Genomic DNA, 15,666 nt, shown 5'->3' with positions numbered 1-15,666 from the left:
GCTGTTGTGAAAATGACAACTTTGGGGGTAAATTGTGACAAACTATTTTTTATCTTGCAGCTTAAACCCATTGTTGATATGCATATCTCTGTTTTTGTGCCTGAATATGGTGTAATTGAGGCAGTTACACCGCCCTTCAGAACCTTTCATACCGCTAATGAATTTTTAGCCACATTTGGTAAGAAGCCTGTCTTCAAGGTTGAGTATGTGGGCTTAAAGGAATATGTACCCGCTAATAATGGCGAATACATGGTAAAAACTGATAGATTACTTAAAGATCTAATTGAAACCGACCTACTGATCATACCACCTGCATTCGGCGATGTAGCCAAAGGAATCGAGGCCAATGCAGAAGCAATTCCTTATTTTAAACAGTTGCACGCAAAAGGTTCAAGTATTGCCAGTTTATGCATTGGTGCTTTTCTTTTAGCAGAAACAGGTTTACTTAACGGCAAAAAATGCTCAACCCATTGGGCCTATATTAATGAGTTTAAAGAACGATATCCAGACGTGGAGGTAGAAGACGGCGCTATAATAACTGAGCATGATAATATATACAGCAGCGGAGGGGCAAGCAGTTTATGGAATTTGATATTATACCTAGTTGAAAAGTTTGCTGATCGCGAAACAGCCATCATGATTTCAAAATATTTTGCGTTAGATATCGGACGGGATAGCCAATCGCAATTTGCGATATTCCAGGGCCAAAGAAATCACGGTGATGATGATATTAAAAAAGTGCAGGACTACATCGAAAAACATTATCATAACAAAATAATGATAGAAACCTTGGCTGGGCTGATTAATGTAGGTCGTAGAACTTTTGAACGAAAATTTAAAGAAGCTACCAATAATACACCGGTAGAGTATATCCAACGCGTAAGGATAGAAGCGGCTAAAAAGTTCTTTGAAGCATCAAGAAAAAATGTAACGGAAACCATGTTCGATGTAGGTTATACAGATACCAAAGCGTTTAGAGATATATTTAAGAAAATTACAGGGCTTACCCCGATCGAGTATAGGAACAAGTTTGCAAGAGTAGCAAATGAGGTATGATCAAGATTTCAGTTGTTGTCCTAAGTGCAGGGTTCTGTTTGATGATTGATGAACCCCATTTTATTAACGTATCTTAAATCAGAACTAACAAGATAGTTTTTCTTCGATTTTCTAAACCAAGTAACCCGAGGAACTTTGCTCCACCTCAGGCTACTTGGCTTAACGAATTAGCCATTGCAGATTTACCCCTTTCTCAAAGGCAGGTCACCTGTCTGGTAAAATGCAAGGGGATGGCCATCAGGATCCGAAAAATCGGCACTCCAACCACCGGGGGCTTCAGTTACCGGTGTAACCATTTCAACACCTTCTCTAGCTAACTTTTCCATTACCGATTCAATGTATCCTTCTTCAAGCTCGAATACCACGATAGGTGAGCGACCGATTTCCTCCCTACCTTCAAAAAAAAGTAATTCGACACCGCTGCTTATTTTTGCTATTAGCCAATCCGGCTCATTGTCTCCAGACTGACGTTCTATTTCGATGCCCAAAATTTCTCGATAAAAACGCTCTGTGCGATTAATGTCGCCTACATTAAAAAGAACTGCGATGCCTTTTTTTAATTTTACTTCCATGTTGATTTTATTAAAATTTTAAAACACTGTTGCGGTTGTTAACCCGATTTATCACGGTCATTGTTGCCGGGAGAGTTCTTTTTGTGAGCAGGAAAAGAAGAAATTATAAATAAATGTCCGTCCGGGTCGTGACTGCCAATAATACGACTAGCCATCCCCTTGTGGTCATTGGTATGCTTGAATGTCTGCAAAAGCGATTGGCGCATCAGCCCGGTAGGCAATGTATGAACCAAGGTGGTCGGATCTTGCAATTTACGCGCTAAAGCGCCATATATTTTCCACTCCCTGCGTAAAGCCGTCAACCGTTGGCGTAAAGCCGTATCTGAAATAGTTAGCAAGTATAAAATTTCCTTTCGATTCAGGCCGCCATTAACCAGTCGCGCAAGTATTCGAAGTGATGGACGGAGTGGAGCAATAAAATCCTCAGGAAGTTGGTATACGTAGGTGGTATCGAAATCCTGATCACTAGCATGAAAGGTTTCCTCCCGCTTCCTACGACGGCCTTCCGTACGGGCAATGAAGGCGGCATGCTTACGTAGGAACCCTCTTCCCCAGGCCATGAAATTAATATCAGAAAAATTTCTTCCAGTTTTGACAGCTTCAAACAGCAGATCTTGTACTAAATCGTCTACCTCTTCCTGTCGACGGCAATATTGTTTCGCAATTCGGTACATTTCTTCAATTGGGGGGTGGGGTTGATCCCGTAGAGGAGCCGTCATATCTTGTCTATTTCAGTTATATAAACGAAAATAACAAACAAAATCGTCTCCACCACCTAAGTCGATTTTTTCTTCTCTAATAATTAAAACCCATTCATTACTAATTGATAACATCCCTATTGTGGAAAGGGAAAAAATCAATAACATAACTGCCTATTTGCTTGATCATTTTAAGGAGCCCCTTTGTATCGAACAAGCTGCACAGCTTGTTCATTTATCTCCTTCCGCCTTTTGTAGGTATTTTAAAAAGATCACACGCCGTACCTTCATCGAAACAGTTGTTGACTATCGTATCGATTATGCAGCCCGCCATTTGCGTAATACCGATATGCCCATTGCCCATATTGCCTTCGATAGTGGTTTTGCTGATATGTCCAATTTTTACAGAGCTTTCAAAAAAAGGAAAAATCTCAGCCCTTTAACTTATCGAAAAATCTTCTTGAAATGAGTTGCAGGTCGGTTTTTGCGCAATTTAATTTTTAGATAATTACGGATCGGCATATCCAAGAAAGTCATGACCAGGTAAGCTAGAACGATTAGTAGCACCGTACCAATGGGAATAATATATTGCATTTCTGTCATTGTTGGTTTCATGCTTTCCACGTAACTCATAAAGATCCAGATGAAGGGATAATGAACCATATAGAGCGGATAAGAAAGGTCCCCCAACGCTTTGCAAAGCCAGTCTGCAGATAAGTTCATTTGGGCACCGGCGCCGAGTGCAATGAGGAAGGGAAAGTAAAAAACCGCAATGAGCGGGTCAACAATCCAATTATATTCCGTAAATGGAATAAAAAACACGGGCATTAACAATAAACTCATACCAATGAATCCTAATCTGCTCTTAATAATCCATCTCGAACGATAGACCAACATACCCGCTAAAAAGGAATAAAAAATCCGAATGCCGCCACCCACAACGTTATCACCTCCGAAACCAATACCGAGATAACCTGACCGATGCGCCTCATAGATAAGCAGCCCTGCGGCAAGAAGAGTCAGTACCCATAGCAGCTTATTACGGATTTTAAAAAGAAAAAGCGCGTAGAAGGTATTCGCTATATATTCCCAGAACAGTGACCAAGTTGGTGGGTTGAGATGGAATAGATTAAAATAACGTTCAGGCACAGCAGGGTAGGGAATCAAAAGACAGGAACTTAGAAACATCAGGATAGTCTCGAAAGCATTGAATTTTAAATGTAAGGTGCTAAAAGGATCAAATACAAAAGCCAATAAACCGATAATTGAGCCGATCAGTACCAGGGGTTGCAAACGTATGAGCCTGAGTTTAAAGAATTGCCACAAACCTATTTCCGCTATTTTTTTATCATAGGCATAAGCAATGACAAAGCCTGACAGGCAGAAAAAGAAGTCAACGGCAAGATAGCTATGGGCGATAAAATTATCGTTATAATCGGGTGTGGCGATTTCCATGAAATGAAACAGAACGACGGAGATTGCGGCAATTCCCCGCAGGCCATCCAGTATCTCGAAATGCTGTTTGGTTTTAAAGAGCTTAATGTCTGTAGTTGTATGCATTTTATTTAATATCGAACGGATGCAAATAAAGATTAAAAATTGAGGGCGGCATAACTGCCTTGTATCATTATTTATTGGATTTGTCTCAAATTCCGGAAGGGTATCCCATAGATTAGGCAAATACAAACCGAGATACGGCAAATTGATCTCACGGGGCATAGACAAATTAAACTTAGGATACAGGAACTTCAGTAAGGTTGTACCCACATTTTTAAGTGTCCGTACGATAAAAACAAGCTTTAAAACTCGTTTAAACGAGTTTTAAAGCTTGTTAAATTGTATAAAACCTATGCAAATAAAATGCCTGATACTTCTATGTCAGCCTTTATTGTACAATAACCATTATTCTACATATCCGGGATTTTGAACTAGCAAAGGATTTTTCCTTATTTCGTCCCGCGAAAGAGGCAGAAAATACAGCTGATTTTTCCATACACGATTTTCTTTACTATTAAATTCCTGTGGGGTATAGCTATAATTGTAAATAGATTCATCATGTTTGTAAATACCTGACAATGTTTTTCCGGGCTTGAATGTTCCATCAATCTTAACGATCGTAACTTTCCGACCAATCGTTTCTTCAGCAATTAACCACCTACGCGCATCAAAAAAACGCTGTTGTTCATAGGCCATTTCTATCCGGCGTTCATGACGATATATTTCTCTTAGGGCATTTTGATCTGTCGCTGTGATAGCAGGCATACCTGCTCTGAACCGAATTTTATTTAACCAGGTTTTTGCCGTTTCCGTTTCACCTAATTCAATGCAGGCTTCCACATAATTAAATACAGCTTCTGTAAATCTAAAATAGGGCCATGGCACAAACTGCCTTGCTTGTGCATCAATAATATTGGGGTCCGGGTCAATAAATTTTTGAATATAATAACCTGTCCACGTTCCATTATGTGCTTCCTTAGGACCCTGTTTTGTGTCTAATCCGGAAAATTTTGTCAACTTATCGCCTACCATTAAGTCATATGCCCCTGTTTGTATTTGGTTAGCCGGATCTAAGGGATTATTTCTTGGTTTCCAGTCCGCACCATCATATAATATGGACGCGTAAAAGCGGGGATCTCTATTTTTATACGGTGCTGCTTTATGGGCGGGATTATTCCAATCAAATTTAGTTCCATCATTCATTTCATAATCATCTACTAGGAGGCCTATAGGTTGGTTACCTCCCCAATTGTTGTAACCATTCGGACCATTGTCTCGGGCATGCGTCGAACTTTGTTCAGTAATAAAATAGCGCGCATAAAGTATATCAGATGCAGCTTCTACATCAATGCCTGCAGCTTTACTACCTCCTCCCATGGCAATACTTTTGTAATTTACGCTACCTTGGCTAGGTGTTACAGGTTCCGTAAGATTTAATTTATAACCGCTTCCGGCATCTAACACGGCCTTAGCAGCAGCTTGTGCCAAACGGTACCGGTCTTGCTGTGAACCACCCATGTAAGCCAACAAGGGCAATTTCTCCGATAGATCATTTAGATCGGTGATTTTAGCAGTAAGTTTTGCCCGATCATGTAAATCACTTGCTGCATAAAGTAGAGTTCGTGCTTTTAGTGCCAAAATAGTAAGGGCATTAATCCGTCCTTTTTCAAGTATTGCGTCTCCTAATCGCTTGTGGGCCTCATCACAATCCTGTATGATTTGATTAACGCATTCCTCATAAGTACCACGCTCTTTTTCGTAAATGATTGGATCTTCCGAGTAGCTATAGCTAGTAGTAATAAGTGGTACTCCACCATAATATCTCAACAGCTGGTGATAGCAATAAGCACGAATAAAAAAGGCTTGCGCCAATAATTTATTTTTTGCTTCTTGATCACTGATACCATTTTTGGTATCATCTACGAGCCTTTCGATTGCAATATTGCTAAACCTGATATAGGTATACATACGTTCCCACCATCTTGATGTACCGCTCCAGCCCTCATTTGCACCATTAATAGCGCCCGTATTTAACAAAAGAAAAGCATCGGTATGGTTCCATAAGGATTCATCAGTCGCTGAAGCCTGCATCTGTTCAGTGAAGCCGGAGTTACTTGCTTCAAAAACGTTGTAAATATCGCTGACAAACTTTTCCGCTAATACGGGGTCCTGCCATATGGTCTCATCTGTGAAAGCATTGCGAGGAGCTACATCTAAAAAATCTGTACTACAGGCTGTTATGAACAACAATAGAACAGTATATATATAAAGAATCCTATTTTTCATTAATGTCTTCATTTCACTTATTTTATTATTTACAACCTAATTAAATACTGCCTTTATTCCAAAACTGATAATTTTGGACTGCGGATAAAATTGACCTGTACTATTATCTGCCTCAGGATCCCATATCTTTATTTTATCAATGGTTAACAGATTAATACCATTGGTATAAAAGCGAAGGGTGCTCAGGCCTATTCTATTTACCAACTCAGTGGGCAAGGTATACCCTAATTCGATATTTTTTAACCTTATATAATTAGTACTGCGGATCCAATAGGTATTATCTGTTGTTGTATAATAAGTGTCTGAACGATTGGTAAGACGCGGATCTGTATCACTGGGATTATCGATCGTCCATCGATGATCATAGTTCCATTCGAGGTAGTTTCCTATTAATCCTGATTCCGTAGGGCCTATTCTGCGCATACCACCCGTAGCACCCTGTATCAATACATTGAAATCAAAGCCCTTGTATTGTCCTCCAAGAATGAGGCCTCCTGTAAAAGTCGGTGTACCATTATGATCCAATCGTACGCGATCGTCGCTTGTAATTTTACCATCGCCATTATAGTCGACATATTTCATGTCCCCGGGCAATAAGGTTCCATTTTTTAATCCAAGAGCAGTATAATCTATAGTATTCGCATCAATAGCAGCTTGATCTTTGAAGACGCCATCATACAGATAAACTAACCACGAATCCGTTACTTTTCCGATTTGTTTTTGATAAGGCAATGTATTGGCTACATCACTAGAATATTGAACATTGTTTTTTGCGTAGCCCCCATTAACTCCTATATTATAGAAAAGATCACCTACTTTATCGGTATAGGTCAATTTAATTTCATAACCTTTATTGATAAGATTACCCAAGTTTGCAATAGGTAAATTACCTGAGATACCCGTGCTAATAGGAACTACACCGGGGTTTTTTGTTAAAACACTTGTACGTTTATTATAAAATAAATCCAGCTCCAACGCTAACTTATGATTCAAAAAAGAGGCATCCAGACCAACATTGCTATTGTTGGCGACTTCCCACGTGAAGTTTGGATTCGGAATGGTACTTTCGTAAATGGTTTGATAGAGTAAGTCACTGAATACACCCTGTCCAGTATTCATTAGCGATAAGTACTTATATTCTTGAAGACTTCCATCATAGTATGCTTCTGCTCCCATCTGCCCCCAAGAACCTCTGAGCTTTAGGTCATTCACGAAAGCAACCTTGTTTTTAAAGAAACCTTCTTCCGATACACGCCAACCAGCTGACACCCCTGGAAAGAAACCAAACCTTTTGTTTGGCGGAAAAATATACGATCCATCTACCCGCCAATTAAATTCCAAAAGATATTTTTCTTGATAATTATAGTTTATTCTACCATAATAGCTCAATCGTGCTCTATCATAGGTGTTTTCGTTACCCAAGGTTTGGCGCACGCGGTCGCCGAAATTCAACTGTTCTACCAATATTGAGGGGAAATCCATTCGAGCTGCATAAAAACCATTATTGGTAACGGTTTCGCGTGTCAATCCAGCTATTGCTGAAATATTATGGCCACCTTTGATTGCCTTGTCATAAGAAAGCAAGGCTGAAACGTTGATGGCCAACTGATCTTCCGTAGCTTCCCGAAGTTGTGCTTTGGGTTCTATTCCCTTTGGTATATAACCCGATAATTTTGGTGTAACACCATCCGCTTCAAAACTCACCTGGTCCCAATCATATAAGGTCCAAGGCGTTTCCCATCTTTTCGATCGCCCCCAATACTTGTCAATTGAAGCGGTCCCCGTTAATTTTAACCCGTCAACACCTGGTATTTTAATATCTATCGACCCCGTATTTTGTAAGTAATCTCGTGTATTTCTATCATATCCTGTAGCCCCGGTGGTAATTACCACTGGATTAGCACCGTTTTCGAGGTCTGGGCCGGGAAGCCCATTAGGCCAAGTGGCAATATTGATAGGCAAACCTCGCACAAGAAATCTAAAAATATCTCCAGCTCCCCTGGTCGGAAAATTACGTGCTTCTTCTCGACCTGTTATCCCTAATCTTGCAGTAACATATTTGCCAAAATTGAATTCTAGGTTTGCACGTAGATCATATTGCTTGTAAAATGTAGCTGAGTTTTTATAAATAGCATCTTGGTTTAAATAGCCTAAGGATATCAAGTATTTTGTCGTTTCCGTACCGCCGTTTATTTGCACATTATGCCTTTGCTGTGGCGACCAATCTTTAATCGCAGCAGCAAACCAATCCGTGTTTGGATAACGTAGGGGGTCTGATCCATCGCTATATTTTTGTCTTTCTTCAGGACTATATTCAGGGTTGATGGTCCCTGAAGGTAGATTGTAAGCACCTGTACCCGTATTAAACGCCTGCCAAATTTCCGACCACTTTGCAGGATCTTGCGGATATACGCCTGTTACCTCATTGATGATCGATGTATATTGTTCAGAATTTACCATTTTTGGTGTACGTGTCGGACGTTGTATCCCATAAGTAAAGTCATAGGAAATCTGCGTTTTACCCATTTTACCTTGTTTGGTCGTGACGAGAATAACACCATTACCTGCACGGGAGCCATAAATGGCAGCTGAAGCATCTTTTAATACAGAGACGCTTTCTATATCGTTCGGATTGATCCGGTCTAGGCCGCCAGCTCGTTGCGGTACGCCATCGATGACGATCAAGGGGCTACTGTTGCCTCCTGGTAGCGAATTAATGCCACGAATACGGAGTGTAGAACCGTCATAGCCAGGTTCTCCACTACTTTGCATAGCGGTTACCCCGGGCAACCTGCCGGCAAAAGAATTTGAAAGATTAACAGAGGGCGATTTGGCGAGATCTTCGCCTTTTACGCTAGCTATTGCACCGGATACTACCGCTTTTTTCTGGGTACCATAGCCAACGACAACTACTTCCGTTAATGCTTCGTTTATCGGCTGTAACTTAACGTTGATAGTCAAATCATTCCCAACTAATATTTCCATTGATTCATAACCTAGATAGCTAAACTGAAGCATTTGCCCATTGGACGCCTCAATACCATAGGTGCCATGGCTATCTGTTACCTCACCGATGGATTTCCCTTTCAGTTTGATGGTAACGCCCGCTAGGGGAGAGCCGTCCGGACCCGTTACCATTCCCGTGATCCGTTGTTGGGGCTCCGTGTGGATCGTCACTGCGTTACCCTTCTTCTCGTTCTCCGCCTGTTTTCGAACAACGATGGATTGGCCCCGCACCGTATACATTAGTTGGTGAGGAGACAAAATCATATCCAATGCTTCGAACAGAGGTTTGTTATGTATATCAACATTTAGATGAGAAGTTGTTCTTATAATCTCCGCATTGCAGATAACCGAATATCCTGTTTGCTTCTTAATCTCTCGAAATAGATCTATTATCTGCATCTTCGGATTTGAAATGTTGATATTTTGCCCAAAAGTTTTAGCCCGAACCTGACACAGCATAAGAAAAAGCAGTGTGGCTATCATTTTCATTATAATTAGGTATTTATATTTGGGACATAGCAGGCCTGCTCCCAATGATAAAATGTAATTTTTCATTACCTTTAATTGGTTTTAGTTTATAAAAAAATGCGATATCTCTTTTTAGAATTGGAACCTCATGCCGGAGAAGCACCACCTTCTTCGGCTTTTAGTTTTTTACCTGGCAGTAAGATTATTTCATGAGTGAGACCCTCCTTCCTTCTACTTTAAATTTTATACGACTGTCTACAAGTTTGATCAGTTCGAGTACTTTATCGAACTTTTCATTCCGTGATATTGTCCCCCATATGGCTATATCTTTTAATTGCGGTTCTACAATAATTTCAATATCATACCAACGGGCAATTTTATTCATGGCACTTACCAAGCTTTCACTATTAAACATAAACTCACCATTTTTCCATGCTATGGCTTCGTTTGTATTTACAGGTTGAATGTCTATTCGATCCGCGCGCACAATCGATTGTTGTCCAGGTTTAAGAATTTGAGCTATTTTATTGGGCAATGATACGGTCACACTCCCCTCCAAAAGAGAAACCGTAGAGGTAGCTTCATCCCTGTAGGTGCTGATATTGAAGTGCGTACCCAATACCCGTACACTTTCATTTTTTGTACGAACAATAAAGGGGACTCTTTCATTTTTTGCAACTTCGAAATAGGCTTCTCCCTCTAATTCAACTGTTCGTTGGTTATTCATAAATTTTTGAGGGTACCGGAGAATAGTAGCTGCATTAAGCCATACCTTTGTTCCATCAGCAAGGGTAACCTGATACTGACCGCCTTTGGGGGTAGACAAGGTGAATTGCGCATGCTCAATAGCATGTTGTCCGATCGCCAACTCAGTACCATCATTATAAACAATATTTTGGTTGACGACGATACCAATATGGGTATCACTAAGCTCGAGACTATGCCCATTAGAGGAAGTCAACGTGGCTTTGTTGTACCCAGGAGTAAAATTTTCGCTTAACAACTGATCGTTTTCCTTCGGCAGCGTCAGAAAATCGTGGTTTTGCAGAAAAAAAACTCCTGTAACTAAAACCATAAAAACCACAGCAACTATGCTGTACCGAATTATCGTTCGTCTAAGATGGCGTACTTGGTTTTGCTTTCTCTTATTATTGATCTGCAGCAGGATGTTGGTCAACAATAGCTGTTCCCTTTTACCATTGACTTCGTTATACAGTGCTTCGTACTCTTGTAATGCCGTATCGAAGTGGTTGACGTCTTTCAATTCGTTCGCCAACTCGATAAGATCAGGATGATTCTCCAATAGTTGCTGAACCTCGGTAGATTCTTTGATGGTGAGGTTACCGCTCAGATATCCCTTTAATAACGCTACTATTCGATCTAGGTTTTGCATGGCTCTTGGTTACGTATCAACATAGAAACACAAGAATCTGGAAAACCTTACAGAAAGTTTAAAAAAAAATATATTTACAGATTCAGGTTACTGAAAAAAGTAGTAAAAGAGTATAACCACAAACAAAGAATCCTTTGCCTTTATGTGATCTCTTAAAGTTGCAAGCGCTCTTGACTTATTCGTATACACCGCATTTGGAGACATACCTAGATGCATACCTATTTCATCCATACTCATTCCATCAATAAAGGTCATATGGAAGATCTGTCGTTGTTTGTCGGGCAGTCGCTGAACTTGGTCCATAATACTTTTCAACAATTCAGCACGCACTATCTTGGTAAACGCATCCGAATCCTCCGTTAGCAGCTGATCATAATCATCTATATTTTCGGCATCTTTAAATATCCGGTCTCCTCTTAATTTATTGAGACATATATTCTTTGCCGCAATATAAAGAAATGCACGTAGCGCGTTAATATTCGCAAACTGCTGCCTTCTTTCCCAAACCTTGACAAATACATCGGCAACTACCTCTTCCGCCAATTGATAGTTTTTAAGATAACGCTGCACAAAATAAAGCAAAGGCTTGTTGTAGAGGTGATATATGCCTATCAGGCCTGCATCATTGTCATCGTGTAGATAATTAATCAAAACGGAGTGGTCCATCAATTTAGCTATTTCTTTAATTCAATGACATACTTGCTTTCCTATAGGACATTGCTCTAAATGAAACCTAGTTCATCTTTCTCAAATCTGTCTCCTTATCCGCGTTCTTCAAATATAACTAGGCAAAACCAAAAAGAGTATAAAACGATAAACAATCTAATTGAAGATCTACAATATGGTGGGTCCAAAGTAGCTAACAATATCCAAAACAACAAATATTTGGGAGAACAATAACTAAGAGATACGGATCCGCGAAAAACACCGATCATATCAATTTTTGCACAAAAAAGTACAGTAAAAATGCCAAGATTTGGAGACGTTTGCTTGACGGAACTAGGTAAATGGAGTGATGTTAAAGTAATTAATAGTAAATTAGCTTGCCATGAACTTGGATTGTAAGACGAAACAAAAAAACACAGATTAGGTTAAGCAAATAATCAATGGCAAATCGGTGAAGAATTCAGGTGAATCGTATACATCGGTGGAGACACAAAAATAAGTCCAAATGAAACGAAACAACTTCTTACTGACGATCTTCCTTTTATCTTCTTTTTCAGCCTTTGCCCAAGCAGACCGTCCTGTATTAGATATTATGCTCGGGAACTATAAATATCCCTTTGAGGTACATTACCTGGATTTGAAAACTCAAAATCAGGAGCTGAAGATGGCATATATGGATGTACAACCAAAAAAAACGAACGGAAAAACCGTGTTGTTACTGCATGGGAAAAACTTTAATGGAGCTTATTGGAAGAAAACCATAAGTGCATTGGCGGCGGACGGTTATCGAGTGGTTGTACCCGATCAGATCGGTTTCGGAAAATCATCCAAACCTATCGGCTACCAGTTTACATTTCAGCAACTGGCACAAAATACCAAAGCCATATTGGGCAAATTGAAGATCGATAAAGTGTATCTACTCGGCCACTCCATGGGGGGGATGTTAGCTACACGTTTTACCCTCATGTATCCCGAAAAAGTTGAAAAACTTATCTTGGAAAACCCGATTGGGTTGGAAGACTGGAAACGGGTGACTCCCTATATATCGATCGATCAAAACTATCAAAGTGAGCTTCAGGCTAGTTACGAAACTGCAAAAGACTACCAGTTGGGTTTTTATTACGACAATAAATGGAAACCAGAATACGATGAATGGGTATACTTACTTACTGGGTGGACAAAGCATCCTGATTATCCTATTGTGGCTATGAATAATGCCCAAACCTCAGACATGATCTTTACGCAGCCTATAGTCTATGAATTTTCTGATATCAAGATTCCTACTTTGTTAATTATCGGGACCAGAGATCGTACAGCGATTGGCAAAGCGAACGTAAAGGATAAAGCCCTGCGCGAGAAAATGGGACAATATCAGATTCTTGGAAAGGAAACTCAAAAGAAAATTCCCAACGCGCAATTAGTCGAATTGGAGAATGTCGGACATTTGCCGCATATAGAGGTTTTTGATCGCTTTATAGAACCACTGAAGGCTTTTTTGATCAAATAATCAGCTTAGCAAGGGGCACTCGGTGGATGGTTGGCAGTATGGAAAAATCAGTGCCGCCAACCATTCTGATAGCCTCTAAAATCTTATTCACGCGGATTATTCGTCAGAAACGAACCTTTAGCAAAGTGATTGCATGCAAGCACAAATCCTTTATTTAAGTAGAGCCGATGCGCATTATGTAAGGCGTATCCACTGTCAAGATGGATAAACTGAATGTTTGTTATTGTCGCTTCATGATCCACATGATCCAGTAGCGATCCCGCATATCCCATACCCCGGTATGCAGGGTCGGTATACAGATCGTCGATATAGATTGTCCAGCCTGTCATTAGCATATGCAGGGTACGATAACCAATAAATGCAGCGGCCTTGGTATTATCTTCATTGGGTATATAAACCAATTTGAAGGCCTGGTGGGTAATCATCTCCATGATCAGGTCAATATAAGTGCGTTCATCCAGATTGGTTCTAAATGCAAATAGTGCATCCTTACAGAATGCCACTTGCTCTCTTGTTGTTACTGTTGTTAAAATCATTAAGTGATAATTATTAAAAAGATTTGATATTACTTGTTGATTAATTGCCTAACCTTCTCCGCTGCAGTCTCTGAGGGGTCTTGACCAAGGCCGACACCGTTTAGGGCAGTGTATTTAATATCTTCAATCCCCATAATTCGGAAGACTGTTTTGAGATAGTTTGTTTGAAAATCCATGTGCTCATAAAACTCCCCCGGCGCATACCCCTTATTCCCGCGAACCATTAACAGATAGACCTGTTTGTTTTTTAACAATCCGGTATATGGATTTTCGGGATTATCTTTAGTAATTAAAATAGTTTCGTTTACCCGCAGTACTTGATCTATATAAGCTTTCAATACACTGGGTACCGACCAATTATACATCGGCGTACCCAGTACAATGATATCGGCATCCTTCAGCTCTGCTACCAGTTCATTGCTCACTTTAAGCGCTTCAATATCCTCGGTAGTTCGTAGCTCAGCTGGTTTAAAAGCCCCTGCAATCCATTCCTCTGTAACATGAGGAATATTCCCTTTTCCAACTTCACGGTAAAAAATCTTACTATCCGGGTGTTTTTCTTTCCAGGTCTCAACGAATACATTTGTCATGTATCTGCTTAGTGACCGCTCTTTGCGTGCACTGGCGTTTATTACTAATAATTTGTTCATTCTTACTTTGGTTAATTCCTATTTAGTGTAGATGTATATGCGTAGGCCGCACCTTCCGATATTGGAACTCCTGTCAGTCCGCCTTGCAAAGGCGAAACATACTAACCGGGAGATAAATATAAAGCGGTACTAAAAAATGAACTTTAGAAAACGCTTCGAGCAAATTACTTTTAAACATTCTTACTGAAGCATCTGAGTTTGAAATAAAATGTTTTTTCATGGAATCTTTCGCTTTAGTTATTGACTATACAAAGTTATCAGAACGCAATCGGGACTTCAGGTACCAGTAAAAGCATGCTAAGTAGTCCAGTTGTTTTTGAGATTAGCATGACAATACCGCAAGAATACCATTTTCTCGCAAAGCCCTAGCAGCCTAAAAAGTTCGATTATCAAGTCTGATCCCAATAAAATTACCGTATCTTAAAAATACTTGGTACCTTACTCTACATTAACAAAAATTAGAGACATCATGAAGTTACAGCTTTGGATCTTTAGCCTTGTCATCCTGTGCGTTGTTGCTTGTACCCCAAAGAAACATTTCATCAAGTATTCTAGAGATTACGTTGAAGTAGGTAAACTGTTCAGTTCAGTTCAATTACCATATACCTTAAAATTCAACAATGAAAACAAGCGTTTATTGGCAATAGGTATTGCACATACATATAACAGTAATGATCCGCAGTTAAGTGTTTTAAAAGAGCTATTTCAAGAATTTAGTCCGGATGTAACACTAAATGAAGGTGGGCAAATTACTAAGGAGTTCAAAGACGAGAAAGAGGCTGTTGCATCGAGCGGTGAAGCCGGATTGTTGAAATACTTAAGCGATTTAAACAACAAAAAGTTGCTCAATGGTGACGTGCAAGACTCATTGGAATATAAAATAATGCTAAACAAGCATTCCAAAGATGATTTACTTTTGTATTACATCATGGAACGATTAATAGTGCCTTATTTAAACGGTGCTCATCAAGGCAAAAGCTTTGAAGATTTGTACGAATTGGTAATTCAAAAATGGTTTATCGACGAAGGCTTTCCAGTTGATGAGGATCTGAGAACCTTCTCGGGATATCAAAAACTATATCGTACTAAAATCGGCCATGATTTGGAAATGACTATTAATCCCGATATTGAACTTTTTGATTATGTTAATCCCGATTGTAAATACTGTGCAATAGGCCGGGCATCCAAAATTGTAAGAGATTCCGTTTTACTTGAAAAAATAAATGCGGAGTTAAAAATACATGATAAAGTCATGGTGGTTTTCGGACATGGTCATATTTTAGCGATTGAACCCGCATTAAAAATAATGATGGAAAAGTTTCCAAATTGAC

At 39.7% G+C, this 15,666-nt stretch carries 13 protein-coding genes; 4 read left to right on the top strand and 9 right to left on the bottom strand.

The genetic code is table 11. The annotated features are described in order from the left end of the window. Positions 1 to 78 precede the first annotated feature (78 nt). Complete coding sequence (locus RYH73_RS11695; RefSeq protein ID WP_335313616.1) at positions 79 to 1,056, top strand: GlxA family transcriptional regulator; 978 nt, start codon at positions 79 to 81, stop codon at positions 1,054 to 1,056. 182 nt (positions 1,057 to 1,238) lie between these two features. On the opposite strand, the gene RYH73_RS11690 is transcribed toward RYH73_RS11695, so the two are convergent. Both RYH73_RS11690 and RYH73_RS11685 read right to left on the bottom strand, forming a co-directional pair. Beyond that, positions 1,239 to 1,628 carry a VOC family protein gene (locus tag RYH73_RS11690; RefSeq protein ID WP_335313615.1) on the bottom strand — a complete coding sequence of 130 codons (390 nt, stop codon included), beginning with the start codon at positions 1,626 to 1,628 and terminating at the stop codon, positions 1,239 to 1,241. Between the two features lie 38 nt (positions 1,629 to 1,666). Continuing rightward, positions 1,667 to 2,347, bottom strand: a complete 681-nt coding sequence (locus tag RYH73_RS11685; RefSeq protein ID WP_335313614.1) for an RNA polymerase sigma factor — start codon at positions 2,345 to 2,347, stop codon at positions 1,667 to 1,669. 121 nt (positions 2,348 to 2,468) lie between these two features. On the opposite strand from RYH73_RS11685, the gene RYH73_RS11680 reads away from it, so the two are divergent. After that, positions 2,469 to 2,795, top strand: coding sequence for an AraC family transcriptional regulator (locus RYH73_RS11680; RefSeq protein WP_335313613.1), 327 nt, complete (start codon positions 2,469 to 2,471; stop codon positions 2,793 to 2,795). Here the strand turns inward: RYH73_RS11680 and RYH73_RS11675 are convergent. The 5 genes from RYH73_RS11675 to RYH73_RS11655 all read right to left on the bottom strand — a co-directional run bounded on the left by RYH73_RS11675 (position 2,771) and on the right by RYH73_RS11655 (position 11,642). Next, on the bottom strand, positions 2,771 to 3,886 hold the full coding sequence (locus RYH73_RS11675) for an acyltransferase family protein (RefSeq protein WP_335313612.1): 1,116 nt from the start codon (positions 3,884 to 3,886) through the stop codon (positions 2,771 to 2,773). The two genes, RYH73_RS11680 and RYH73_RS11675, sit on opposite strands and share 25 nt — an antisense overlap. 342 nt (positions 3,887 to 4,228) lie before the next feature. Further along, a complete protein-coding gene (locus RYH73_RS11670; protein ID WP_335313611.1) occupies positions 4,229 to 6,121 on the bottom strand; it encodes a RagB/SusD family nutrient uptake outer membrane protein in 1,893 nt (630 codons plus the stop codon). 24 nt (positions 6,122 to 6,145) lie between these two features. Then, the gene (locus tag RYH73_RS11665) at positions 6,146 to 9,514 is read right to left on the bottom strand and encodes a TonB-dependent receptor (RefSeq protein WP_335313610.1); all 3,369 of its coding nucleotides are present in this window, start codon (positions 9,512 to 9,514) and stop codon (positions 6,146 to 6,148) included. A gap of 271 nt (positions 9,515 to 9,785) precedes the next feature. After that, complete coding sequence (locus tag RYH73_RS11660) at positions 9,786 to 10,976, bottom strand: FecR family protein (RefSeq protein ID WP_335313609.1); 1,191 nt, start codon at positions 10,974 to 10,976, stop codon at positions 9,786 to 9,788. Positions 10,977 to 11,063: 87 nt separating this feature from the next. After that, positions 11,064 to 11,642 (bottom strand): RNA polymerase sigma factor, encoded by a 579-nt coding sequence (locus tag RYH73_RS11655; RefSeq protein ID WP_335313608.1) that lies wholly within the window; start codon positions 11,640 to 11,642, stop codon positions 11,064 to 11,066. A gap of 505 nt (positions 11,643 to 12,147) precedes the next feature. Here RYH73_RS11655 and RYH73_RS11650 point away from each other — a divergent pair. Continuing rightward, positions 12,148 to 13,149: an alpha/beta fold hydrolase gene (locus RYH73_RS11650; protein ID WP_335313607.1), complete on the top strand. Its 1,002-nt coding sequence runs from the start codon at positions 12,148 to 12,150 to the stop codon at positions 13,147 to 13,149. 83 nt (positions 13,150 to 13,232) lie between these two features. Here the strand turns inward: RYH73_RS11650 and RYH73_RS11645 are convergent, their stop codons facing one another. Next, complete coding sequence (locus RYH73_RS11645) at positions 13,233 to 13,685, bottom strand: GNAT family N-acetyltransferase (protein WP_335313606.1); 453 nt, start codon at positions 13,683 to 13,685, stop codon at positions 13,233 to 13,235. 29 nt (positions 13,686 to 13,714) lie between these two features. After that, positions 13,715 to 14,335: an FMN-dependent NADH-azoreductase gene (locus RYH73_RS11640; protein ID WP_335313605.1), complete on the bottom strand. Its 621-nt coding sequence runs from the start codon at positions 14,333 to 14,335 to the stop codon at positions 13,715 to 13,717. 469 nt (positions 14,336 to 14,804) lie between these two features. Here RYH73_RS11640 and RYH73_RS11635 point away from each other — a divergent pair, with 469 nt between their 5' ends. Then, entirely contained in the window at positions 14,805 to 15,665 is an 861-nt protein-coding gene (locus RYH73_RS11635) for a hypothetical protein (protein ID WP_335313604.1), read from the top strand. Position 15,666: the final 1 nt, after the last annotated feature.

It is taken from the genome of Olivibacter sp. CPCC 100613, assembly GCF_036959255.1.
In the GTDB taxonomy this organism is placed as follows: domain Bacteria; phylum Bacteroidota; class Bacteroidia; order Sphingobacteriales; family Sphingobacteriaceae; genus Olivibacter.
The sequence above is the reverse complement of the archived record's forward strand: the minus strand, read 5'-3'. Positions and strand labels throughout refer to the sequence as shown.

What these genes read in the sequence shown, in the direction of transcription:
- RYH73_RS11635 (WP_335313604.1), top strand. Translation starts at nt 14,805, where the DNA reads ATGAAGTTACAGCTTTGGATCTTTAGCCTTGTCATCCTGTGCGTTGTT.
- RYH73_RS11670 (WP_335313611.1), bottom strand. Translation starts at nt 6,121, where the DNA reads ATGAAGACATTAATGAAAAATAGGATTCTTTATATATATACTGTTCTA.
- RYH73_RS11645 (WP_335313606.1), bottom strand. Translation starts at nt 13,685, where the DNA reads ATGATTTTAACAACAGTAACAACAAGAGAGCAAGTGGCATTCTGTAAG.
- RYH73_RS11675 (WP_335313612.1), bottom strand. Translation starts at nt 3,886, where the DNA reads ATGCATACAACTACAGACATTAAGCTCTTTAAAACCAAACAGCATTTC.
- RYH73_RS11695 (WP_335313616.1), top strand. Translation starts at nt 79, where the DNA reads ATGCATATCTCTGTTTTTGTGCCTGAATATGGTGTAATTGAGGCAGTT.
- RYH73_RS11650 (WP_335313607.1), top strand. Translation starts at nt 12,148, where the DNA reads ATGAAACGAAACAACTTCTTACTGACGATCTTCCTTTTATCTTCTTTT.
- RYH73_RS11665 (WP_335313610.1), bottom strand. Translation starts at nt 9,514, where the DNA reads ATGCAGATAATAGATCTATTTCGAGAGATTAAGAAGCAAACAGGATAT.
- RYH73_RS11685 (WP_335313614.1), bottom strand. Translation starts at nt 2,347, where the DNA reads ATGACGGCTCCTCTACGGGATCAACCCCACCCCCCAATTGAAGAAATG.
- RYH73_RS11655 (WP_335313608.1), bottom strand. Translation starts at nt 11,642, where the DNA reads ATGGACCACTCCGTTTTGATTAATTATCTACACGATGACAATGATGCA.
- RYH73_RS11690 (WP_335313615.1), bottom strand. Translation starts at nt 1,628, where the DNA reads ATGGAAGTAAAATTAAAAAAAGGCATCGCAGTTCTTTTTAATGTAGGC.
- RYH73_RS11640 (WP_335313605.1), bottom strand. Translation starts at nt 14,335, where the DNA reads ATGAACAAATTATTAGTAATAAACGCCAGTGCACGCAAAGAGCGGTCA.
- RYH73_RS11660 (WP_335313609.1), bottom strand. Translation starts at nt 10,976, where the DNA reads ATGCAAAACCTAGATCGAATAGTAGCGTTATTAAAGGGATATCTGAGC.